Genomic DNA, 23,217 nt, shown 5'->3' on the forward strand with positions numbered 1-23,217 from the left:
GTTCCGGCCACCGGCCCGAACCACCCCTCGTACACCCGCACCTGCCTGCCCCTGCGGGCCGTACGTCCACACCTACCGCCGGCGCGCCGCCGTCGGCTCCACCGGCACCCCGCCCGCCGTCGGCTGTTCCCCAGCCGGGCGCGGCGTGCGGACCACCGTCAGGACCAGCGCGCCCGCCGCCAGTCCGGCGATGCCCGCCGTCAGGAGGGCGCGGTTCAGGCCGGAGGCGAAGGCCGCGTGCAGGACGTGGTCGGGGAAGGTGGCACGCAGGGCGCCCGCCGCGCCGCCCGCGAGGGCGTGGGCCGCTTCGTGGGGGAGGGTGGACTCCATGCGCGAGGTGAGGATCGTGCCGAAGACGGCGACGCCGAGGGCGTAGCCCAGCTGGCGCACGGTGTTGACCGCGCCGCCCGCCATGCCCGCCCGGTGCGGCTGGACCGAGGCGAGCGCGGCCCCGGCGACGGTGGGGGAGACCAGGCCCGTACCCGCGCCCACCAGCACGAAGCCGGGGATCAGGGCCGTCCAGTCGGAGCCCGCCGACAGGACCGCCTGGCACAGGCACCCCGCGCCGATCAGCAACAGCCCGCCACCGATGGTCAGCCGGGACGGCGCCCCGTGGAGCAGCCGCCCCACCAGCACCGCGACGACCATCGCCGCGACCGTCATCGGCAGCAGTGTCAGACCGCTGCGCACCGGGCTCATGCCGAGCAGTGTCTGCATCCACAGCGAGAGGTACGGCGTCACGCCGAACGCCACCGCGTTGAAGGCGAAGGCACCCGCCATCACGCCCACGAACGTACGGTTGCGCAGCAGCGAGAGGTCGAGCAGCGGATGCGCCACCCGCCGCTCCACCAGCACGAACACCACCAGTGCCAGCAGCGCGCAGCCGAACGCCGTGAGCGTCGCGGGCGCGGCCCAGCCGTCCTCACCGGCCCGTACGACGGCGTACGTCAGCCCGCCCGCGAACGCGGCGAAGGCGGCCGTACCCGCCCAGTCCACCCGCTGCCAGGCGCTCCCCGCACCGCCGCCCCGCGACTCCGGCACCACCCGCAGCGTCAGCCACACCGCCGCCACGCTCACCGGAAGGTTCACGAAGAAGATCCACCGCCAGCCGGGCCCCTCGGCCAGCAGCCCGCCCAGCACCGGCCCGACCGCCGCCGCGCCGCCGCTCACCGCGCCCCACACACCGAGCGCCACCGACCGCTGCTTCCCCTGGTACACCGAGCCGAGCAGCGGCAGTGTCGTCGCGAACATCGCCGCCGCGCCCACACCCTGCACCACCCGCGCCGCCACCAGCATCCCGGGCCCGGCCGCCAGCCCGCACAGCAGCGAGGCCGCCGCGAACAGCACCACGCCCGCGACGTACGTCCGCCGCCGCCCCAGTACGTCCGCCGCCGCGCCCGCCCCCAGCAGCAGGGCGGCGAGCGCGAGCGCGTAGCCGTCCACCACCCACTGCAGATCGCCCAGCGACGCGTGCAGCGCGTGACTCATGTCCGGCAGCGCCACCACCACGATCGTCACATCGAGCAGCAGCATGAACGTGCCCAGGCACACCGCCGTGAGCGTCCCCCATGTCCGCATGTCCCCGCCTCCCGCCATTTCCGTTTCCGTACGCCGTGACGCGTTCCGTACGACGTGACGCGCGACCGCGCGTCCTCGCCCGTACGATGCGCGGCACCGGGCCGAACACCCCGGCCACGGCCCTCGGGCCGGTGAAAACCGACGGGGGAACTCATGCAGGCGTCGAAATCCGACACGTTCGACGAGCTGGACGTCCTGATCCTCTCCGCCCTGGAGGTCGACGCCCGCGCCTCCTTCGCCCGGATCGGGCAGGTCCTCGGCGTGTCCGACCAGACCGTCGCCCGCCGCTGCCGCCGCCTCACCGCCGAGGCCGGTCTCCGGGTCGTCGCCCGGCGCGACGCGTTCGTCCTCGGCCAGGACCAGTGGATGCTCCGGCTGCGTTGCGCCCCGGACAGCACCCCCGTCATCGCGGACGCCCTCGCCAAGCGCCCCGACACCTCCTGGATCGGGCTGGCCTCCGGCGGTACCGAGATCGTCTGCATGACCCACCCGCGCAGCCCCGGCGACCACGACGACCTCCTGCTCGGCAAACTCCCGCGCACGCCCAGCGTGATGGAGGTCCACGCCCAGCAACTCCTGCACCGCTTCGACGGCGGCCCGAGCGGCTGGATCGTCAAGTCCGGCGCCCTGGACGCGGAACAGGCCGCCGCGCTACGGCCCCGCCACCCCGCCCGCCCGGTGGCCGAGGCCCGCATCGAACCCGAGGACGAACCCCTCCTGGACGTCCTCCGGCGTGACGGCCGCGCCGGGCACCAGGAACTCGCGCGCGCCACCGGCCGCTCCGAGTCGGCCGTCAAACGCCGCCTCGCCGCGCTGCTCGCCTCGGGGGCGATCTACATCGACATCGAGTACGACTACGAACTCTCCGGGCAGGCCCGCACGGCCGCCCTGTGGATCACCACCGAACCCGCCGCCCTGCACTCCGTAGGCGAGGCCCTGTCCGGCCACGGCGAGGTCGCCTTCGCCGCGGCCACCACCGGCCCCTCCCACATCGTCGCCACCGTCGTCGTCCGCGACACCGCGAGCCTGTACACCTACCTCAGCGGCCCGCTCGGCCGCCTGGACGGGGTGCGCCACGTGGAGACGACGCCGTTCCTGCGCCGGGTCAAGCAGCTGACGTATCGCGGGGGCCGCTGACGGGGCCCGGACCGCCGCTCCGGCCAGGGGGCATGATGGAAGCCGGTCCGCCCGCCCCTCGTGCGTCCGCACCCTGCGGTCGTCGTTGTCGTCCTTGCGTCCTTGCCGTCCAGCACCCGGAGCACCGTGAAACGCCCGCACCTGCCCCGTCGGCTGCCCGTCGACCCGTACATCCTGTTGCTGCTCGCGACGGTGGGCGTCGCGGCGTTGCTCCCGGCGAGCGGGACCGGCGCGGCCGTGGCCTCCGGCGCCTCCACGGCGGCCATCGCCTTCCTCTTCTTCCTCTACGGCGCCCGCCTCTCCACCCGCGAGGCGCTCGACGGACTGCGCCACTGGCGGCTTCACCTCACCGTGCTGGCCTGCACCTTCCTCGTCTTCCCGGTGCTCGGCCTGGCCGCGCGGGGCCTGGTGCCGTACGTCCTGACCCAGCCGCTCTACCAGGGCCTGCTGTTCCTCACCCTGGTCCCCTCCACCATCCAGTCGTCGATCGCCTTCACCTCCATGGCGCGCGGAAACGTCCCCGCCGCCATCTGCGCGGGCTCCTTCTCCTCCCTCGTCGGCATCGTCCTCACCCCCCTGCTCGCGGCCGCGCTCCTCGGCGGCAGCGGGGGCTTCTCCGCCGACTCGCTCCTGAAGATCGTGCTCCAGCTGCTGGTGCCGTTCCTCGCCGGGCAGGTGCTCCGGCGCTGGATCGGCGGCTTCGTCACGCGCCACAAGAAGGTGCTCGGCCTGGTCGACCGCGGCTCGATCCTGCTGGTCGTCTACACCGCCTTCAGCGAGGGCATGGCCCAGGGCATCTGGCACCAGGTGAGCCCGCTGCGGCTCGGCGCGCTGCTCGGCGTGGAGGCGGCGCTGCTCGCCGCGATGCTCTGCGTGAGCTGGTACGGCGCCCGGGCGCTCGGCTTCGGCCGCGCGGACCGGGTCGCCATCCAGTTCGCGGGCTCGAAGAAGTCCCTCGCCTCGGGGCTGCCCATGGCGAGCGTGCTGTTCGGCGCGCACGCCTCGCTGGCGGTGCTGCCGCTGATGCTGTTCCACCAGATGCAGCTGATGGTGTGCGCGGTGATCGCCAAGCGGCGGGCGGGAGATGGGGCGGCGGGTGAGCGGGACGAGGAGCGGGGGCGGGCGGGAGAGCCGGACGAGGAGCGTGACGAGGAAGGGGAGCGGGCGTCGGAGCCGGACCGTCCGGACGTACGGCCGTCCGCGCGGTGACGCACGATGACGCACGGTGGCCGAAACCTGCCCCTGCCCCCACCGCCGAACGCGTTCAGTTCACCGGCCCGTTGACCCGGGTTGGCACCACGGACCGCGGGCGACGGCTAACGTTCCGTCATGACCGCAGCTCCCGTACTCGACCCGCAGCGCACCGCCCTCGTCCTCGTCGACCTGATGGAACGTATCGTCGCGCTGCCCCTGGAACCCCGTAAGGGCATCGAAGCCCACGCCACCGCCGAGGAGTTGGCGTCCGCCTTCCGCTCCGCCGGGGCCCCGGTCGTCCTCGTCCGGACCGAGCGCCCCGCCGTCGCCGAGCAGCCGCCGGGCAGCGGACTGGTCGCCGGACTGCGCCACGAGGGCGACGCCGAGGTGGTCAAGCGGACCATCGGCGCCTTCCAGGGCACCGACCTCGACACACGGCTGCGCGAGCACGGCGTCACCACCCTCGTCCTCGGCGGCATCACCACCAACCTCGGCGTCGAATCCACCGCCCGCGCCGCCGCCGACCTCGGCTACGACCTGGTCTTCGCCGAGGACGCGATGGCCGCGTTCACGGCCGCCGAGCACGAGGCGTCGGTACGGCTGGACTTCCCGAGGCTGGGGACGGTGGTGCGGGCGGCGGAGGTGCGGTTCGGGACGGGAGGCTGAGGGCGGCTGCCGTAGGGGTGAGCGGCGCGGACGCGGAGGCCGGGGCGCTGATACGGAGGCCGGTCGAGGTCGTCGCGGAGGCCGGCCGGCACTCACCCCGAGGCCGACCGCAGCCGCCGCGGCGCCCGGCGTTCACGCCCGTACCGACCGCTGGACGCACAACCCCTACCGCTCACCGCATCCCGTCGCCCCGCCACCTTCTCAACTCCCGCCCCCCGCCCTACCGTCCGGCCCCATGAGCAGCCCCCCTGTCGCATCCGCGGGCTGGAGCCGATGGCTGGTCCCGCCCGCCGCCCTCTCCGTCCATCTGTCCATCGGCCAGGCCTACGCCTGGAGCGTGTTCAAGCCGCCCCTGGAGTCCGCGCTGCACCTGGACGGCACGCAGAGCGCGCTGCCGTTCCAGCTGGCGATCGTGATGCTCGGCCTGTCCGCCGCGTTCGGCGGCACGCTCGTCGAACGCAACGGCCCGCGCTGGGCGATGACCGTCGCCCTCGTCTGCTTCTCCTCCGGGTTCCTGATCTCCGCGCTGGGTGCCCGCACCGAGCAGTACTGGCTGATCGTCCTCGGCTACGGCTTCGTCGGCGGCATCGGCCTCGGCATCGGCTACATCTCGCCCGTCTCCACCCTGATGAAGTGGTTCCCGGACCGCCCCGGCATGGCCACCGGCATCGCCATCATGGGCTTCGGCGGCGGCGCCCTGATCGCCTCGCCGTGGTCCGCCCAGATGCTCGAGTCCTTCGGCACCGGCCCGAACGGCATCGCCCTCGCGTTCCTCGTCCACGGGCTGTCGTACGCCGTCTTCATGACCCTCGGCGTGCTGCTGATCCGCGTCCCGCGCGCGCCCGAGCGGACGACGGCGGGCGACGCCGTGGCCGCCGCACCCACCGGCGTCCGCGTCTCCGCCCGCAGCGCCGTGCGCACCCCGCAGTTCTGGTGCCTGTGGGTCGTCCTGTGCACCAACGTCACGGCGGGCATCGGCATCCTGGAGAAGGCCGCCCCGATGATCACGGACTTCTTCGCGGACAGCTCCACCCCGGTCTCCGTCTCCGCGGCGGCGGGCTTCGTCGCGCTGCTGTCGGCGGCGAACATGGCGGGCCGGATCGGCTGGTCGTCCACCTCCGACCTGATCGGCCGGAAGAACATCTACCGCGTCTACCTCGGCGTCGGCGCCCTGATGTACCTCCTGATCGCCCTGTTCGGCGACACGGCCAAGCCCCTCTTCGTACTCTGCGCCCTGGTGATCCTCTCCTTCTACGGCGGCGGCTTCGCCACGATCCCCGCCTATCTGAAGGACCTCTTCGGCACGTACGAGGTCGGCGCCATCCACGGCCGCCTGCTCACCGCCTGGTCCACGGCGGGCGTCCTCGGCCCGCTGATCGTCAACTGGATCGCCGACCGCCAGGAGGAGGCGGGCAAGGACGGCCCCGCCCTGTACGGGCTCTCCTTCGCCATCATGATCGGCCTGCTCGTCGTCGGCTTCGCCGCCAACGAACTCGTCCGCCCCGTCCACGCCCGCCACCACGTCCCCGACCCGAAGGAGGCACCCGATGTCCAGCGAGAGCAGCCCGCGTGATCTCAGGGGCCTGATCGTCCTCGCCTGGCTGTGGGTGTCGGCGCCGCTGGCCTACGGGGTGTACGAACTCGTACGGAAGGCGACGCAGCTGTTCACGGGGTGAAGCGCGCCACCGTGCCCGGGGTTGGACGCGTCGTACCCGGGGTTGGACGCGTCGTACCCGGGGTTGGAACGGGCCGTACCCGGAGTGAAGGGCCGCCGCCCGGAGTCAGGGCATGGCCCAAGCCCGTGACCCTCGGAAACGCTGTGTATGCGGACATCCGAGGGTCTGCGGGAAGCCGACAACTCGGATGCCCGTTTCCTGTGGCTTCACGTGTCCGCGTACCCGTGAGTCACTGATCAGACTGGACGGTCCCGCTACTTACGGCGAACAAGGGGACCTCGACATGATCGGCTCGCGCATCACCGCGATCGGGCACTACCAGCCCGCCAAGGTGCTCACCAACGAGGACCTGGCGGGCATGGTCGACACCAGCGACGAATGGATCACCAGCCGGGTCGGCATCCGTACGCGGCACATCGCGGGCCCCGACGAGCCGGTGGACGAGCTGGCCGCGCACGCCGCGGCCAAGGCCCTCGCGGCGGCGGGCCTCGCCCCCGAGGACATCGACCTGGTCCTGGTCGCCACCTCCACGGCCGTCGACCGCTCCCCGAACACCGCCGCCCGCGTCGCGGCCCGCCTCGGCATCCCGCAGCCGGCCGCGATGGACGTGAACGTGGTCTGCGCCGGGTTCACGCACGCGCTGGCGACCGCCGACCACACGGTACGGGCCGGTGCCGCGACCCGTGCGCTGGTCATCGGCGCGGACAAGATGTCGGAGATCACCGACTGGACCGACCGTACGACGTGCGTCCTGGTCGGCGACGGCGCGGGCGCGGCCGTGGTCGAGGCGTGTACGCCTGGTCAGGAACCCGGCATCGGCCCGGTGCTGTGGGGCTCGGTGCCGGAGATGGGCAACGCGGTCCGCATCGAGGGCATGCCGCCGAGGTTCGCCCAGGAGGGCCAGAGCGTCTACCGCTGGGCCACCACCCAGTTGCCCCCCATCGCCCGCCGGGCCTGCGAGAAGTCCGGCATCGAGCCCGCCGACCTCGCGGCCGTCGTCCTCCACCAGGCCAACCTGCGCATCATCGAACCCCTGGCTCACAAGATCGGCGCCGTGAACGCCGTCGTCGCCCGCGACGTCACCGAGTCCGGCAACACCTCCGCCGCCAGCATCCCCCTCGCCCTCTCCAAGCTCATCGAACAGGGCGCCGTCCGCACCGGCGACCCCATCCTCCTCTTCGGCTTCGGCGGCAACCTCTCGTACGCGGGCCAGGTGATCCGCTGCCCGTGAGCCCCCCGCTCACGCACGGCTATGTTCGGTTAACTCTCCGTACCCCCAGGTTCACCCCCCTCCCGCGTCACGAATACGCAGGTGAAACCCACTCCGAAACCTTGGTATTGTTGTCCATGTCGCCGAGGGGAACACACCCCGAAGGCGACAGACACCTAGTCCGGGTGGCGGAATGGCAGACGCGCTAGCTTGAGGTGCTAGTGCCCTTTATCGGGCGTGGGGGTTCAAATCCCCCCTCGGACACCAGCAGAGACCCCAGTTGATCTGGGGTTTTTCTGTTTTTCTGGCTGCGGCGTGACCAGTCGCGTGACCAACGGCCGAACGAATTTCCGGTCCGGTCTCGGGGGTGACAGGTCAAGACGGCTGGCACGGGAAAGCATGTCTGCCCGCAGTCGTCGGAGCGGCACCGGGTCCCCGAACTCCTCGCAGGGGGTTTCCAGCGCCGAGGAGGTGTTGCGGGGCATCAAGGAAGAGGTCGCGGACCGGACCACGCAGCTCGAGCGGCTGGCTGACGAGTTGATGGGGCACGCAGTCTGCCGACACGGCGGCCACGCAATAGCCCGAATCGGGGATGCGTCCTGGCGCCATAGCGCCGCGGCGCCTATGTCCCGTGGCTGTCGAGCCGCCAGCTTCGACCGGGACGGCACTTGGGACGATTCCCTCGACCGGGCGTGGAAGGCGAGCCCGCCGAAGACGTATCGGTGAGGTTCGACCAGCTGTGTCGAAGTGGTCTGCCGCCTCCTCCGCGTCCCCGCCGCCGCCCAGGCGCTCGAAGTGCGCGCCCGACTAGAACAGGTCGCCACGGCTGCGCTGCTGGGTGAAGTACTCGGTCAGCAGTCGTACCGCGTTCTCGTCGTCCCGGTAAATGTCCGGGATCTTCAGCTCGATCACTGTGAGATCCCCCAGCGCACCGGCAGACTCCGCGGCCCCCGGATCAGCATCCCCTCGCGCCAGGAGAGGGCGGCCGGGTGGGCGTCGAGGGCGAGGTGGGGGAAGCGGGTGAGGAGGGAGGTGAGGGCGATGCGGGCTTCGAGGCGGGCGAGGGGGGCGCCGAGGCAGTAGTGGATGCCGTGGCCGAAGGCGACGTGGCCGCCCGCGGGGCGGCGGATGTCGAAGGCGTCCGGGTCGGGGAAGCGGGCGGGGTCGTGGTTGGCGTCCGCCAGGGCGACCAGGACCATGTGGCCGCCGCCGGGGACGACCGTGCCGCCGATCTCGACCGGCTCCGTGGTGAAGCGGAACGTCGGGGTCTCCACCGGGCCGTCGTAACGCAGCATCTCCTCCACCGCGTTGGGCATGAGCGTCATGTCCTCGCGGAGAGCGGCCAGTTGCTCGGGGTGGGTGAGCAGGGCCAGTACGCCGTTGGAGATCAGGTTGACCGTGGTCTCGTGCCCGGCGACCAGCAACAGCCAGGCGGTGCCGAGGAGTTCCTCGTGAGAGAGGCGGTCGCCGTCCTCGTCGGTGGTGCGGACCAGGTCGCTCATCAGGTCCTGGCCCGGAGCGTCACGCTTGCTCTTTATCAACTCGGCCAGATACGCGGCCGTTTCGCGCGTCGCCTCCTGCCGGACCTCGGGAGCGGCGTTGGAGAGGACCGTGTTCGTCCAGTCGCGGAAGGCGGCCCGGTCCAGCATCGGCACGCCGAGCAGTTCGCAGATCACCGAGATCGGCAACGGGAACGAGAGTGCGTCGACCAGGTCGGTCCGGCTGTCCGGCGCCGCCAGCATCGCGTCGAGCAGCTCGTCGGTGATCTGCTGGACGCGCGGGGCGAGTTGCTCGATGCGGCGCGGGGTGAACTCGCGGACCACCAGCTTGCGCAGCCGCCCGTGGTCCGGTGGGTCCTGGTTGAGCATGTGGGGCCCGGCGGCCGGGCTGGAGATCGGGAACGAGGGCGCGGCGTTGTCCCACCGCTTCGACAGCCGGGGGTCCATGAGCGCGGCACGCCCCGCTTCGTACCCGACCACGAGCCACGCCTCGGCCCCCTCCGGAATCCGCACCCGGTGCACGGGCCCGCGCTCGCGCAGCGCCGCGTACACCGGATACGGGTCGCGGACGAAGTCGTCGCCCATCGCCACCAGGTCGATCACTTCAACATCCCCCATTTTCCACCCCTGTTCGCAGACTCGCCCCGACGCTAGCAGTGCGCGGCGCCGCCGGTCACGGCCGTGTCGCGGTCGCGGCGGACCTGTCCCGCGACACACCGGCCGCGCCGCCGCGCGGCGACCCGGGCGGATCTTCCGAACGCGTGAATCGACGCGACGGAGGCCGACAACTGAGCGACCGTCACGGTAGGTTGAGGCGGCTAACTGGATCCCGAGGGGGAGCGGCGATGGTGGACGGCGCAGCGGTGGACTTCCAGATCGTCCGGGCACGCGAGGACCACCTGGAGCAGATCACGGCACTGGCCGCGTCACGGAGCCTGGACCGGACGGACCCCTTGCAGGCCCGTCACGAAGGGTTCCTCGTCTCGGACTTCACCGAGCAGACGTACCGCGCCCGGCTGAACACCGCCGAACACTTCTACGTCGCGGTCAAGGGCGCCACCGTACTGGGCTTCCTGCTCGCCTACAGCGACGAGCGTCTCGAGCCCGACGAATGGCTCAACCGGCGGATCAGAAGCGCTCTGGGCAGCTTCCTGGTGATCAAGCAGATCTGTGTGGCGCGGGACGCGGCCCGCCAGGGTGTGGCCTCGCGGCTGTACTACCACGTGCTGGACCAGTGCGAGGAGAAGCCGGTGATCGCCGCCGTGGTCGCGGAGCCGGCCAACGAGGCGTCCACCCGGTTCCATCGTCGGCTCGGCTTCGAGGAGTTGATCCGGCTGGTCCCGCCGGACGGCAGACAGCGGGTGGTGTGGGTGCGCCGCAAGCCCCGCGAGATGCTGCTCTACGCCCAGTACGGCATCGCCGTCGACCTCTACAAGCACGAGGACGTCACCAACTGGCAGAAGCTGAACAACTTCTTCTACATCACCGCGGCCCTCGCCGCCGCCATCGCCTTCGCGTTCGGCAAGGACGGGGCCGCGTCCGAGCGGATGGCCCGGAACCTCACCGTGATCATCGGCGTCATCGGACTGGGCACGTCCGTGGCCTTCTCCCAGATGCTCCGGTTCGGACGCCGCTACCTCCAGGCCCGCAAGAAGGCGGTCATAGACCTGGAGGAACACCTGGCCTGGCACGGCGGTCACCGCATAGTGAGCCGTGACATCAGCGAGGCGAACAACGGATGGCTGCGCGCCTCCCCGACCGGGATGCTCATGGTGCTGCTCCCGTCACTCGTGGCGGTGTGCTGGCTGGTGGTCATCGTCGTGGTGAGCACGGGCTAGAGCACGCTCCCGTTTCCGTACGCTGCCGGGGAGTTCACCCAGTGGCGAAGACGTCGTCGTTCGCCCCGAAGAGGTGCTCGCGGCGAAGGGCGTGGGACTGGCGAAGGCCGGAATGGGCGCAGGGGCACATGGCTGAAAACCAGCGTGGTCGGACGGGGATTGTGTAGTCGCCACCCACTTGTTATCGTCACTTCGACATTAACGGGAGGGGTGAGGACGGAATGGCTGTCCCGGACATACTCGGCGGCCTGATCGCGCCGCTGAATCAGCAGGTGTTCCAGCTGGGCCAGGACGCGGTCACGTGGTCCGAGCTACTCGGCTTCGCCACCGGCGCGGTGTGCGTGTGGCTGTGCGTACGGGCCAGCGTGTGGAACTTCCCTGTCGGCATCGCCAACAACCTGTTCTTCCTCGCCCTGTTCTGGAGCGCCCGGCTGTACGCGGACGCCACGCTCCAGGTCGTCTACCTGGTCCTCGCCGCCCACGGCTGGCTGCTCTGGCTGCGAGGCGGCGAGCGGCGCTCCCGGCGGCGCGTGGGCCGTGCGTCCAGATCCACGCTGCTCGTCCTGCTCGCGCTGCTGGTCCCCGTCACCTGGGGGCTGACCGTCCTGCTGGCCCGCGCGCACGACTCCGCTCCCTTCTGGGACGCGCTGACCACCGCACTCTCACTGGCCGCGCAGTGGCTGCTGAACACCAAGCGGATCGAGAACTGGTACTTCTGGATCGCCGCCGACCTCGTCTACATCCCGCTGTACTTCACCAAGGGGCTCGATCTCACGGCCATCGTCTACGTGCTGTTCCTGGGCATGTGCCTGATGGGCTGGCGGTCGTGGCGTGACGGGTCGACGGCCACCCGGCCCGCGGCCGGAGCGGACGACGGGACCGGCACCGGCGACGGGACCGGCACCGGCGGCGCGAACGATACCGGCGGCGCGAACTTTTCCGGCGCCCCCGACCGGACGGTGACCGCATGAGCACGTCCTTCGCCCACGGCCTCGTCATCGGCAAGTTCTACCCACCCCACTCCGGCCATCATTTCCTGATCCGCTCCGCCGCCGACTCCTGCGCACGGGTCACCGTCGTCGTGATGGCGGCCGGGCACGAGTCGATCCCCCTCGCGGAGCGCGTCGCCTGGATACGCGAACACTGGGCCGGTCAGCCCCACGTGGCGGTCGTCGGCATCGTCGACGATCTGCCGGTCGACTACGACAGCGCGGAACTCTGGGACGGACACGTCGGGTTGATGCGCCAAGCCGTTGCCACCGGTCCGAACGCCGCCTCCGTGGACGCGGTGTTCAGCTCCGAGCCCTACGGCACGGAACTCGCCCACCGCTTCGACGCCGCACCGGTCCTGCTGGATCTCGGCCGTACGACCTTCGCCGTCTCCGGCACCAAGGTGCGCGCCGACCCCGTCGCCCACTGGGACGAGATCGAACCACCGGTGCGCGCCTGGCTCACCCGCCGGGTCGTCGTCCTCGGCGCGGAGTCCACCGGAACCACCACACTCTCCCGCGACCTGGCCACCGCCCTGCGCGCCCGAGGCGGCCCGTTCGCGCTCACCCGCTGGGTACCCGAGTACGGCCGCGAGCTGACGGTCACCAAGCTCGCCCGTGCCCGCGCCGTGGCGGCCACCGACACGCCCCGGCCGACCGTGGCGGACCTGGACTGGGACGACGCGGACTTCGAACTGGTCGCCCGCCGCCAGAACCGCACCGAACAGCACTCCGCCCGCACCGGCGGCCCCGTACTCGTGTGCGACACCGACGCTCTGGCCACCACCGTCTGGCAGGAGCGCTACCGCGGCCGCACCACCGCCCCGGTCCGCGACCTCGCCGCCGCCATGCCACCCCGCGCCCTCTACCTGCTCACCTCCGACAAGGACGTCCCCTTCGAAGACGACGGCCTGCGCGACGGCGAACACCTCCGCCCGTGGATGACCGACCGCTTCCGCGAGGTACTCGCCACCTCCGGTGTCGAGTGGCTCGAGATCTCGGGCGACCGGCAGACACGGCTGGGGCATGCCCTCGCCGCCGTGGACCGGATTCTGGGGGAAGGGTGGGGACTGGCGGATCCGTTGGGCTGACCGGAACCGGTCGGAGATGTCCCTGTTGCCCGTGACCGTCGGGACGTGATCCCGCCGCCGGTCAGGGCACCGGTTGGCAGGCGCAGACCCGGGCCAAGTCCTACGATGACGACCGCACCGTGATCTGTGTGTGGGAGGCGGGGGCATGAGCGCGGAGGACGGTGCCGACGTCTCGCGGTCGTCGCTCGTGCTGGGCGACGTCATCGGCAGCGGCGGCCAGGGCGAAGTGCACGTGGTGGTCGGCGGCCCACTGCTGTTCAAGCAGTACAAGGACCCGGCCAGAGTCAACGGCGACGCCCTCGCCGACCTGGTCGCGTTCCGGCAGGCTCTCGGCCCCACCGACCGCGCCCGCCTGGACGCCCTTGCCGCGTGGCCGTTGAGTCGTGTGGTCGAGGGCGGCCGAGTGGTCGGTTTCCTCATGCGTCGCGCGCCCGCCGCCATGATGTGGCGCACGTCTGCCGGAGCGACGAAGCTACTTGAACTCCAGTACCTCATCAGGCCGTCCAAAGTCGCCTGGCAGGAGGTCTCCCAGCCGACTCCTGAGCAGCGCAGGGCTCTTGCCATGGCCTGCGCCGAGGCCATCGGCTGGTTCCACGACGCGGGGCTCGTCATCGGTGACATCTCGCAGGCCAACGTCCTGTGGACCCTCACACCGGACACGGCGGTCCACTTCCTGGACTGCGACGGCTTCCGGCGAGTGGGGCGCTCACCGGTCCAGGCTCAGGCCGCCACCCCGGACTGGAACGACCCGCTCGCCCCCTCCACCGAGGCCAGTGTCGACACGGATGCCTACAAGACGGCGCTCGCGGTGGGACGCGTCCTCTCCCAGGAGCCGTACCTCGACCCGGCACAGGAGCTGCGAGCCGTCCCGGGCTGTCTGAACGAACGCCAGGAAGCGGCGGCACGACGGCTCTTCGCCCAGGCAGCGGGGGCGCGGGGTGCGCGCCCCCGCCCCAGCGAGTGGCTCACCGCGCTGGGCGATCGCGGCACAATCACCCTGGCCGCGGTCACGCCCCGTCCCAGACCGTCCATCGACAACTCGGTCCTGGACGGTCCACGCATCCGCACACCGATCAACCTGCGTACTCCGGGGTTGTCGAGACGCGGGTGACGAGCCGGCGCCGAGAGCCTTGAACCCCAACCGTCAGGCGCGCAGAAATACGGCGTTCAGATTGCTGAGGAAGGCCTGCCAGGACGGAAGTTGGGAGACCGGTCCGTAGGGATCGAGGCTCTCGAGCAGCTTGTGGTGATGGCGCGGGAAGCGGTTGCGGAACGTTGTGAGACGGCGTCCGGCCACACCACTCGCAGCGGCCAGGGTTTCCTGGAGGAGTCTCTTCGGATCGGCGATCCGTTCCACAGCACCTGCTTTGGGCAGGTCGAGGTGCATCCGCCCGTTGGGACTCTCGGCGATCCGCCGGATGGCCGACTCGTCCAGCAGCAGCCACGCTTCGATGGCCCGCACTGGAACCACGGCGATATGGGGGTGCTCCAGCCACTCCCTCGTCACGGCTTCAGCGACCTCCTTCCGGCGGTCATCGGGGGAAACACGGTCCGCGTCCCGGTGCACGATCACCAGGTCGTAGGTGTCGCCGAGGCTGATTACGGCGCGGAGCCTGTCCGTCACGGCGTGCCAGTGGTCCGGTCCGAGGCGCCCGAAGTCGGGTGCGGTGACCACGGCTTGTACGCCGCGCTCCGCCGCCACCATCTCGATGTGCGGGACGAGGCCGTTGTCGCTCGTTCCCTCGCCCGTGAAGAGGATGCGCAGCGTGACGCCGCCCCCAGGTCGACGGTGATCTGGGCCCCGGGGGCGTGGTGAGGTAAGGGAGGATGTCCGCCTTGGTGACGTAGTCACGCCTTTCACCAGCCAGCCGCCAGGTACCGGTGAGCGGACGCAGGTGCAGACTGCGCGCCTTGCTGCCGTCTCGGTCCGGTGTACGGCTGTGTCGGCGAACAACAGGTCTTCGGGGGAAAGCAGTTGAACGACACCGGGCGAGTGGGTGTTGATGAGGACCTGGCGGAACGGGTTGTCCGTCCCCGGCGGCTGGGTGGGATTGACAGCGAGATCCTGGACGAGTTCCACCATGGGATTGAGGTTGGCCGGATGGATGCCGTTCTCGGGCTCCTCCATGCAGATCATGCCGCGCACAGTGGGATCTTCCAACAGGACGCAGAGCGCGAGGAAGCGCAGCGTCCCCTCGGACAGACTGCGTGCGGGCAACAGCATCCCGTCCGCTTCACGCACCTGGACGGTGAGGAGCTGGCGCACCTCGTCCTGGTCCACGCCCAGTTCCCGGATCTGCACGCCCGTGAGGTCCGAGAGACGTCCGGCGACGCGGGCGTACACCTGTTCAGGGTCGGCCTTCGCAGCGGTGTGTGCGACACGGTAGAGCGCGGCGGGTAGATGAGAGCCGTCCACGTCCATGGTCTGCGGGTCCATGTACCGGTCGGCACTGCGCAGCGCCGAGGGTTCGAGGGCGAGTCTGCGCCAGGACTCCATTTCGCGGCGCGCGGCGAGAATGGTCGGGTCGTCGTTGGACGCGATGGTGGAGAGGATCGTGCCGGGGGCCCGTGAGGCCGCTGCCGGCTTCGGCTGCCCTCGGCTGCCGCCGTTCTGGTGGATCTTGACGATGGGCTCTCCGGACGAGGCGTCCGTGTCCGTCGAGATGTACGGGGCGCCACTGCGGTGACCCGTGATGACCGCGTTGCGGAAGTGGGCCGCGCTGTGCGGGAACAGGAGGTGATTCTTGGCGGCGCCCTTGGTGATGTGACGGAGGTCCTCGCGTAGCAGGGTGAGCCGTCCGAAGCGGTCGAGTCCCGACGGTTCCTGGTAGCCGATCTCCAGCTCGTAGCGCAGGAACGTCATGGTCGGTTTCGCCACACGGCCGAAGTCGTCCTAGACCTCCGGTGGCACGATCATCTCGGCGGCGAAGCGCATGCGGTGATGCCCGGGCCGGTAGCCTTTCCAGAAGAGGTCGCGTGGATCGCCGTGGCGCTCGCCGTGCACACCGCTGACATCCTGCGCTGCCTCCATCATCGGCCCGTCGGCGAGGAGCGACAGGAACTGGATCGCGTCGAAGACGTTCGACTTGCCCGTACCGTTCTCGCCCGCGATGCAGGTGAACGGCCCGAAGTCGATGGACAGGTCCAGCAGGTTCTTGAACCGGTGGACCTCCAACCGGGTCAGCATCGGCCCTCCGTCATGTCTGGCCTTCACTCGTGGTTGATCACCTGTCACGCGTGAAACATCGTGGATCAGACTATCCGGGACTGCTGACATCGGGTCCCGCACTGAGTGCGGTCAATCCACTCGTCGGCCAGCGCCGTCACGATGAGCAGGCCGCGGCCGGATTCGGCGTCGGGGTTCGCAGGAGGGACAGCGGCGGGCCGGCGCTCGCCGCGGGTGTCCGAGACCTCCAGGCGGAGTTCACCGTCGGCTTCAGTGGTCAGTCGTACGTGGAAGTCCCGTCCGGGGACCCGGCCGTGCCGTACGGCGTTGGCGCACAGCTCGGCGGTGATCACGGCCAGCGACTCGTTGACGTCGCTGTCGTAGGGGTGGCCCCGGGAGTCAAGGCGGTGCGCGACGGAGAGCCGGGCCAGGGGGGCGCCTCGCGGGGTCGACGTGAACGACATCGCGAACTCGTTGGTCCCCGTGGGGCCGGGGGAAGAGAAGAGCGTCGTGTGCATGCGGCCAGCGTTGCGGCCGGGACGCGCGTGTCACCAGGAGCGACGCCTGTACGGCCGTGCGCTGTACACGGCGCCGGGCTGTGGCGAGCGGTGCCGTACGACGGCGTCAGCTCCGACTGCACCGCTCCCGAAGCTCCGCGAGGACCGCCTTCTCGCGGGAGTCGATGGCACCGTCCACGGTGGCCACACGCTCCGCCGCGTCGATGACGTCACTGAGATCGTCCGGCTCGGCGTCTACTCGACGCCACACCTCCATGTGGTCGATATCCACGAGGTTCGCGAGCTGTTCGTCGACCACGTCGTGCCGCTCCCGTACCAGTCTCACCAGGTGCCGCATGAGCAGCGCCTCGTCGTCGGCGATCTTGTTGTTCGCGTTCGCCCTGATGACGAGCCATGCGACCCACAGCATCAACTGCGGGTGCCGACTCCGCTTGCTCAGGCTCTCGGCGAGTTCGATCACCCGCGCCTCGTTCCGGAAGACGGCGCGCGCGTGCCGGCCGGCGAGGAGCGTGGTGTAGCGGTTCAGCAGGACGGAGAGAGGGACGCCGACCAGGGGGATGCCGATCTTGATGACGTTGCGCTGGAGGAGGTGCTTCCCGATGACGGGGAGTGCCCTTCCGGCGGCGAGTGCCGAATTCGAGTAGAAGCGCTTGACCACTGGTCGTACCAGGACCGGGATTGCTTTGGACACGGTCTTGTTGGCCGTTTCCCCGCTTTTGATCGTCAACGCCACGCGGATGAGCTTCCACAGGTCGTCGGGGTCGTGCACGTCGACCGGGACCCGGTAGAGCACGGAGATGTCGTAGGCCAGGCGAAGCTGGAGCTGGGAGATGAACGCGACGTCGACCATCACGGTCGCCACGGCCGCGGGGACGGTCGCCGGCGAGGCACCCCCGAGGCTTCCGATAGTGGCGGCGACGGTCGCCGTGTAGGCCCCGGCGGAGAGCCCGCCTTCGAGCGCCGCGTACCGGGCCGCCATCTTGATCCGCTGATCCACGATGGCATCCGCGGGCACACCCGCGTACCGGTCCTGGAAGTACTGCCAGTTCACTTTCTCGGTGTACGAGTTCATGGCATGGGCGGCGAGCTTGGTGAACCAGTTCCCCGACTTGATGTCGTCCGCGCTCAGGCTCTTGACGAAGTCCTTGATATCGGCCTGTTCCTGCTCGACGACCTTCTGGTCTGCGGCTTCGTCGACTTCGTCGGTGTCGATGTCGGCGGCGTGCGTCGGCGCGTCTTTCATGGCGTAAGCCCCCCGGGCTGTTCCGCGGTCGACCGAGCCGCGGGGGTGGGCACCCCTGCCGCCGTCTCCGCGCGTTGATTCGGCGAGCGGCGCAACGGCCGCTCTGTCCTCCCCTTGAGGGGCAACCTTAACTTGTGGTCAGGCGACTGGTGCCGTGACGAATTACGCAGGTGCGGGTGTACAAGCGGGGCGCTGCACACGGGGCACAGACGCTCGTACGCGGTACTGCCGGGTTGCGCGGATCCCGTAGCTCAGTGCTCGCGCTTCGAAGCGCGGCCCGAACGGCGAAGAGCGCCCCCTCGGCGACTTCATGATCCTTCTTGGAAGGGGCAGATCAGCCAGTGAGGGAACTTCGTGTGTACGTAAATGTCACGGGTGATGACGCAACGTCAGTTGCCTGATAAAAAGCAGATTACGCGCTCATGACACTTCCAGGGGGGACCGTGTCGCCCAGCACGTACGACTGGCTCGTCCAAGCCGTCTCGGACTTCGGCCGCGCATGCAAGATGAAGCTTGCTGGTGACGGCGGACAAGAAGCCGCGATACGTGGCCCACTGGAGAATCTGCTCGCGGCCGTGGGAAGCCACCACGCCATCTCCGAAGTCACCTGGCACGACGAGGTCGAACTCCGCAATCTCGGCGTGCGTCCGGACTACGCGGTGCGCGTCGGCGGAATGGTCAACGGCTACATCGAACTGAAGAAGCCAGGACTGAGCGTAGATCCCGAGACCTTCACCCGTCGCAACAGGGAGCAGTGGGAGAACCTCCGTGACCTGCCGAACCTCCTGTACTCGAACGGTGCGGAGTGGCGTCTGTTCCGCCACGGCGTCCAGACCGGGGAGACGGTCCACTTCGCGGGGTCGCTGAAGACCTCCGGCGAGAAACTCGTGCCGGCCGACCCCGCCGCCTTCGACGCGATGATGCAGGCGTTCCTGCTCTGGGCGCCTCCCCCCATCCGCCAGGTCTCCAGGCTGGTCCAGCACGTCGCTCCGCTGTGCCGACTCCTTCGTGGAGCTGTCCTCGAACAGCTCGCCGCCGAGGCCAGGTCGACCGATGAGGACGGCGTCGCGCATGCCCGCCCCTTCTCCGGCCTGAAGAGCGACTGGCGCAGGCTGCTCTTCCCTTCCGCGGACGACGCGACCTTCGCCGACGGGTACGCGCAGACCGTCACCTTCGCGCTGCTCCTGGCCCGTGTGGAAGGCATCGACCTCACGCAGGTCAGCCTTCACGAGGTCGGCCGCAAGCTCGGTGGCGGCCACGCACTGATGGGCAGGGCGCTCCAGCTCCTGACCGACAACGTCAACGAACGCTTCGAAGTCACCCTCGACCTGCTGCTGCGTACGATCAGCTGCGTCGACTGGGAGACCATCCGCCGGGGGAACTGCGACGCGTATCTCCATCTCTACGAGAACTTCCTCACCGTGTACGACGCGGGCCTGCGGCAGAAGAGCGGCTCGTACTACACGCCCCGCGAAGTGGTCGAGGAGATGGTCCGCCTCACCGCGGATGTGCTGCGGACGCGCCTGGGAAAGGCGAAGGCCTACGCCGAGGACGATGTGCGGATCGTGGACCCGGCCATGGGGACGGGGACGTTTCTCCACACGATCATCGAGCGAGTGGCATCGCAGGCCGTGGAGCGGAGCGGACCGGCGATGGCCAGGGACGCCATTGCTCGCCTCGCCCGACGGCTGTTCGGTTTCGAGCTGCAGATGGGCCCCTTCGCGGTCGCCGAGATGCGTGCCTCGGACCTGCTCAAGAGACACGAAGCCCCGCTGCCCAAGGGCGGCCTCAACCTCTTCGTCACGGACACCCTGGACAACCCGTACGTGGAAGAACAGGAACTGGCCTCGACGTACGAGGCCCTTTCCGACTCCCGTCGACGTGCGAACGAGGTGAAGGGGAAGACACCGGTCACGGTGGTCATCGGCAATCCGCCGTACGACGACAAGGCGGAGAACCGTGGCGGGTGGGTGGAGAAACGGCCCAAGGGGCAGGAGCCTCCGCTGCTGGATGCCTTCCGCCACCCAGGAAACGGCCGGTACGAGCATGTCCTGAAGAACATGTACGTGTACTTCTGGCGCTGGGCCACCTGGAAGGTCTTCGACGCCCACGAGGCCGACCAGCACGGCGTGATCTGCTTCATCACCCCGTCCGGATTCGCCACCGGGCCCGGCGGGCGAGGTATGCGTGACTATCTGCGGCGTACCTGCGACGAGGGATGGATCATCAACCTCAGCCCCGAGGGGCAGCGCGCGGATGTGAGCACGCGAGTCTTCCCGGGCGTTGCCCAGCCGCTGGCGATCTGCATATTCGTACGGCGACTCGACACGGATCCCGATCGGCCCGCTCGCATTCATTACCGGGCGCTTTCGGGGAAGCGGCAGGAGAAGTTCCGGCAGTTGAAGCAGGTCCGGTTGGACGACGAGGTGTGGCGGGACACTCATGATGCCGCTGTGCGGCCGTTCACTCCGGTTACTCAGTCAGGCTGGGAGGACTTTCCGGCACTGGCTGACCTCTTCCCTTGGGGAAGCCTCGGCGTGACGTCGAACCGGTCCTGGGTCAGTGCGCCGTCTGCCGAGACGCTGCGCCGCCGCTGGGCGCGGCTGATTCGCGAGGACGACCCAGCCGAGAAGGCTGAGCTGTTCAAGGAGACGGATGCCCGTTACCTCGACCGCACCATCGGACCTCTGCCCGGTCAACCAGCAAGGCCTGCCTCCGTTCGGGATGAACGGCGTCTTGAGCCGGACCTGATGCGGCTCGCCATGCGTAGCTTCGACAGGCAGTGGGTGATTGCCGACCACCGGGTTCTCGACCGTCCGCGTTCGGAACTCTGGGAGGCCATGTCGGAAGACCAGTTATTTCTCAACCAGCAGTCGTCCCATGTGATCGAGTCGGGGCCTGCCGTGATGGTTACAGCGCTCATACCGGACACTCATCACTTCAACGGGCGCGGTGGCCGCAACATGCCGATCCTTCACCCGGACGGCTCGGCCAACGTCCTCCCCGGCTTGCTCGCCCACTTGAGTACCGTCCTCGAGCTGGACGAGATCACGGTCCACGACTTGGCCGCGTACACCGTGGCTGTCGCCGGCCACTCTGTTTTCACCGCACAGTTCGCGGAGGAGCTTCTGACCCCCGGCGTGCGGGTACCCCTGACTCGGAACCCCGAGACCTGGCTGAAGGCGGTAGCCCTTGGTTCCGAAGCCATCTGGGCTCTCACCTGTGGTGAACGCGCCGTCGCCCCCGAAGCCGGTCGTCCCCCCAAGGATGTGGAATTCCAGGTCGGCGATCCCCGTCAGGTTCGTTACGCGACCCACATCGGGAAGACCCTCCCTGAGAAGCTGCGCTATGACGCCGAAACCGAGACCCTGTACGTGGGTGAGGGATCGTTCAGTCCCGTCCCCGAAGCGGTCTGGAGCTTCGATGTCGGCGGGATGCCGGTGATCCGCAAGTGGTTCGGGTACAGGAAGGCCTCGCCGAACAGCAAGAGGACGAGCCCGCTGGACGACATACACGTGGAGTCCTGGCCCGATGAGTGGACGCAAGAGTTGGTCCAGTTGCTCTCAGTCCTGCGCCGCTTGACCGATCTTCATCCCGGCCAGCGAGATCTGCTGGCCGAGGTTCTGTCCGGCCCCGTTGTCACGGAGGCCGAGTTGTGGAAGGAAGGCATCCTGCCTGTCCAGGAGGCCGCACGTAAGGCCCGGCGCGCGAGCGCGCTCATGGAGGGCCTCTTCGGGGACCTCGACGGCGACTGAACAGCGGAGTCATGAAGCGGCACGTGTGCTGCTGAGGGCTTCCTGAAGATTGCAGGTGCCCTGCGCGAGCCTGCGCAGGGCACCTGCAATCCGTTGCTGGTCCAGATCCTTCTCCTCGGCCCCCAACGCCTCGGCGAACGCGGCCACTTCGGCCAGGAGGACCGTCGCCTCCTCGTGCTCGGCTCGGTGGAAGAAGGCCGCCCCCAGTGCGGTGGCTTCCAGCGTCTCGCCGGTCTTCTTGATCAGCCCCATCCAGGCGAGAGCTGGGGCGTCTGCGGCTACTTGGTCAGGGGAAAGTCCGCGATCGGCTGTTGCCTCCGGCCTCTGGAGGCAGAGGGGCGCCAGCAGCAGCTCCCGGAGTAGGGAGTACTGGGTCTGGGTGAGTGCGACGTCCGGAACGACCATGAGCCCCATACCTAGCATGCCGTTGGCACTCCGACCGACACCGGCATGCAGGGGCAAGTCCGTGGGCGTGGCGCGCCATGTGATGCCACCGGGTTGGACGGTCGCCGGACACTGCCGCTGGGCCTGGCCCAAGTTCTCAGGCCTGCCGGTCGGCGGGCGCGAACAAGGCACACGCAACGGCTCGTTGATTCACGCGCGCTGCCTGAACCGTTCCGGGTTCGGTAGGGACTCGATCATTTGAGAGGATCGAGTCATGGCACGTCCTTCCCAGTACCCGCTTGAGCTGCGCCGTCGTGCGGTGCGGATGGTCGCCGAGGTGCGGCCGGAGTACGACACCGAGTGGGCCGCGATGAAAGCGGTCGCCCAGAAGCTGGGCATCGGTACGACCGAAACGCTGCGGAAGTGGGTGCGGCAGGACCAGGTCGACGCCGGCGTGCGCCCTGGCGTGACCACCGAGGAGTCGGCCGAGCTGAAGCGGTTGAAGAAGGAGAACGCCGAGCTCAAGCGGGCCAACGAGATCTTGAAAGCTGCGGCAAGTTTCTTCGCGGCCGAGCTCGACCGGCCACATACGCGCTCGTAGCCTTCATCGACGAGCACCGGGACCGCTTCGGCGGTGTCGAGCCGATCTGCCGCGTGCTGACAGAGTACGACTGCAAGATCGCCCCCTCCACCTATTACGCCCACCACAAACGTCGGACCGCGCCGTCGGCCAGGACCGTGCGGGACGGCGAGCTGAAGGCACTGATCCAGCGTGCCTACGACACCAACTACCGTGTCTACGGGGCGAGGAAGATCTGGCGTGAGCTGCACCGTCGAACGCCTGATGCGCGAGCTTGGCATCGCCGGAGCGGTCCGTGGCAAACGCGTGATCACCACGTTGCCCGGCGGGCAGGTCGAACGGGCCCCGGACCTGCTGGACCGCGACTTCGTCGCCGATGCCCCGAACCGCTGCTGGGTCGCGGACTTCACCCACGTGAAGACCTGGGCCGGGGTCGTCTACGTCGCCTTCGTGGTGGACACCTTCTCCCGCCGGATCGTCGGCTGGTCCGCGGCCACCGTGAAGGAGACGGTCTTCGTGTTGGACGCCCTGGAGATGGCGCTCTGGCAGCGCGATCGTGACCAACACCCCATCCGATCAGGAGAGTTGATCCATCATTCCGACGCCGGGTCGCAGTACACGAGTTTCCGGCTCGCCGAGCATCTGGACGCTGCCGGTATCGCCGCCTCGATCGGCTCGGTCGGCTCGGTCGGC

At 69.4% G+C, this 23,217-nt stretch carries 20 protein-coding genes and 1 tRNA gene; 14 read left to right on the top strand and 7 right to left on the bottom strand.

Annotated elements, in window-relative coordinates:
- Positions 1-72: 72 nt before the first annotated feature.
- Positions 73-1,578: an MFS transporter gene (locus GTW40_RS13845; RefSeq protein WP_161180472.1), complete on the bottom strand. Its 1,506-nt coding sequence runs from the start codon at positions 1,576-1,578 to the stop codon at positions 73-75.
- Positions 1,579-1,731: 153 nt separating this feature from the next.
- Between GTW40_RS13845 and GTW40_RS13850 the strand changes: the two genes are divergently transcribed.
- From GTW40_RS13850 to GTW40_RS13875, 7 genes are all read left to right on the top strand, one after another.
- Positions 1,732-2,715 carry an Lrp/AsnC family transcriptional regulator gene (locus GTW40_RS13850; RefSeq protein WP_161180473.1) on the top strand — a complete coding sequence of 328 codons (984 nt, stop codon included), beginning with the start codon at positions 1,732-1,734 and terminating at the stop codon, positions 2,713-2,715.
- A gap of 126 nt (positions 2,716-2,841) precedes the next feature.
- Complete coding sequence (locus tag GTW40_RS13855) at positions 2,842-3,924, top strand: bile acid:sodium symporter family protein (protein WP_161180474.1); 1,083 nt, start codon at positions 2,842-2,844, stop codon at positions 3,922-3,924.
- A gap of 120 nt (positions 3,925-4,044) precedes the next feature.
- Positions 4,045-4,575, top strand: coding sequence for an isochorismatase family protein (locus tag GTW40_RS13860; RefSeq protein WP_161180475.1), 531 nt, complete (start codon positions 4,045-4,047; stop codon positions 4,573-4,575).
- Between the two features lie 235 nt (positions 4,576-4,810).
- The gene (locus GTW40_RS13865) at positions 4,811-6,148 is read left to right on the top strand and encodes an OFA family MFS transporter (protein WP_161180476.1); all 1,338 of its coding nucleotides are present in this window, start codon (positions 4,811-4,813) and stop codon (positions 6,146-6,148) included.
- Positions 6,123-6,251, top strand: a complete 129-nt coding sequence (locus tag GTW40_RS33540; protein WP_272919004.1) for a hypothetical protein — start codon at positions 6,123-6,125, stop codon at positions 6,249-6,251. The genes GTW40_RS13865 and GTW40_RS33540 overlap by 26 nt, the downstream gene beginning before the upstream one ends.
- 283 nt (positions 6,252-6,534) lie before the next feature.
- Positions 6,535-7,482 carry a beta-ketoacyl-ACP synthase III gene (locus GTW40_RS13870; protein ID WP_161180477.1) on the top strand — a complete coding sequence of 316 codons (948 nt, stop codon included), beginning with the start codon at positions 6,535-6,537 and terminating at the stop codon, positions 7,480-7,482.
- Positions 7,483-7,640: 158 nt separating this feature from the next.
- Positions 7,641-7,728, top strand: a tRNA-Leu gene (locus GTW40_RS13875).
- A gap of 641 nt (positions 7,729-8,369) precedes the next feature.
- On the opposite strand, the gene GTW40_RS13880 is transcribed toward GTW40_RS13875, so the two are convergent.
- On the bottom strand, positions 8,370-9,578 hold the full coding sequence (locus GTW40_RS13880; protein WP_161180478.1) for a cytochrome P450: 1,209 nt from the start codon (positions 9,576-9,578) through the stop codon (positions 8,370-8,372).
- Between the two features lie 227 nt (positions 9,579-9,805).
- Here GTW40_RS13880 and GTW40_RS13885 point away from each other — a divergent pair, with 227 nt between their 5' ends.
- From GTW40_RS13885 to GTW40_RS13900, 4 genes are all read left to right on the top strand, one after another.
- Positions 9,806-10,798, top strand: a complete 993-nt coding sequence (locus GTW40_RS13885; RefSeq protein ID WP_161180479.1) for a GNAT family N-acetyltransferase — start codon at positions 9,806-9,808, stop codon at positions 10,796-10,798.
- Positions 10,799-11,019: 221 nt separating this feature from the next.
- Positions 11,020-11,769 carry a nicotinamide riboside transporter PnuC gene (pnuC, locus tag GTW40_RS13890; RefSeq protein WP_161180480.1) on the top strand — a complete coding sequence of 250 codons (750 nt, stop codon included), beginning with the start codon at positions 11,020-11,022 and terminating at the stop codon, positions 11,767-11,769.
- A complete protein-coding gene (locus tag GTW40_RS13895) occupies positions 11,766-12,878 on the top strand; it encodes an AAA family ATPase (RefSeq protein ID WP_161180481.1) in 1,113 nt (370 codons plus the stop codon). Before pnuC ends, GTW40_RS13895 begins: the two co-directional genes overlap by 4 nt.
- Before the next feature lie 145 nt (positions 12,879-13,023).
- Complete coding sequence (locus GTW40_RS13900; protein WP_161180482.1) at positions 13,024-13,989, top strand: hypothetical protein; 966 nt, start codon at positions 13,024-13,026, stop codon at positions 13,987-13,989.
- Positions 13,990-14,022: 33 nt separating this feature from the next.
- Here GTW40_RS13900 and GTW40_RS33110 read toward each other — a convergent pair whose 3' ends face one another.
- From GTW40_RS33110 to GTW40_RS13920, 4 genes are all read right to left on the bottom strand, one after another.
- A complete protein-coding gene (locus tag GTW40_RS33110) occupies positions 14,023-15,756 on the bottom strand; it encodes an AAA family ATPase (RefSeq protein ID WP_343245691.1) in 1,734 nt (577 codons plus the stop codon).
- A gap of 15 nt (positions 15,757-15,771) precedes the next feature.
- Positions 15,772-16,065 (bottom strand): AAA family ATPase, encoded by a 294-nt coding sequence (locus GTW40_RS33115; RefSeq protein WP_237525501.1) that lies wholly within the window; start codon positions 16,063-16,065, stop codon positions 15,772-15,774.
- Between the two features lie 65 nt (positions 16,066-16,130).
- On the bottom strand, positions 16,131-16,562 hold the full coding sequence (locus GTW40_RS13915) for an ATP-binding protein (RefSeq protein ID WP_237525502.1): 432 nt from the start codon (positions 16,560-16,562) through the stop codon (positions 16,131-16,133).
- Between the two features lie 106 nt (positions 16,563-16,668).
- A complete protein-coding gene (locus GTW40_RS13920; protein WP_161180484.1) occupies positions 16,669-17,805 on the bottom strand; it encodes a hypothetical protein in 1,137 nt (378 codons plus the stop codon).
- Between the two features lie 443 nt (positions 17,806-18,248).
- On the opposite strand from GTW40_RS13920, the gene GTW40_RS13925 reads away from it, so the two are divergent.
- Positions 18,249-21,560 (top strand): type ISP restriction/modification enzyme, encoded by a 3,312-nt coding sequence (locus GTW40_RS13925; RefSeq protein ID WP_161180485.1) that lies wholly within the window; start codon positions 18,249-18,251, stop codon positions 21,558-21,560.
- Positions 21,561-21,569: 9 nt separating this feature from the next.
- On the opposite strand, the gene GTW40_RS13930 is transcribed toward GTW40_RS13925, so the two are convergent.
- Entirely contained in the window at positions 21,570-21,812 is a 243-nt protein-coding gene (locus GTW40_RS13930) for a hypothetical protein (protein WP_161180486.1), read from the bottom strand.
- 406 nt (positions 21,813-22,218) lie between these two features.
- Here GTW40_RS13930 and GTW40_RS13935 point away from each other — a divergent pair, with 406 nt between their 5' ends.
- Entirely contained in the window at positions 22,219-22,545 is a 327-nt protein-coding gene (locus GTW40_RS13935) for a transposase (protein ID WP_161180487.1), read from the top strand.
- 219 nt (positions 22,546-22,764) lie between these two features.
- Positions 22,765-23,217 (top strand): DDE-type integrase/transposase/recombinase (locus GTW40_RS13940; RefSeq protein WP_161180488.1); only part of this gene is annotated, 453 nt, incomplete at its 3' end.

This window comes from Streptomyces sp. SID4985 (assembly GCF_009863025.1).
Taxonomy (GTDB): domain Bacteria; phylum Actinomycetota; class Actinomycetes; order Streptomycetales; family Streptomycetaceae; genus Streptomyces.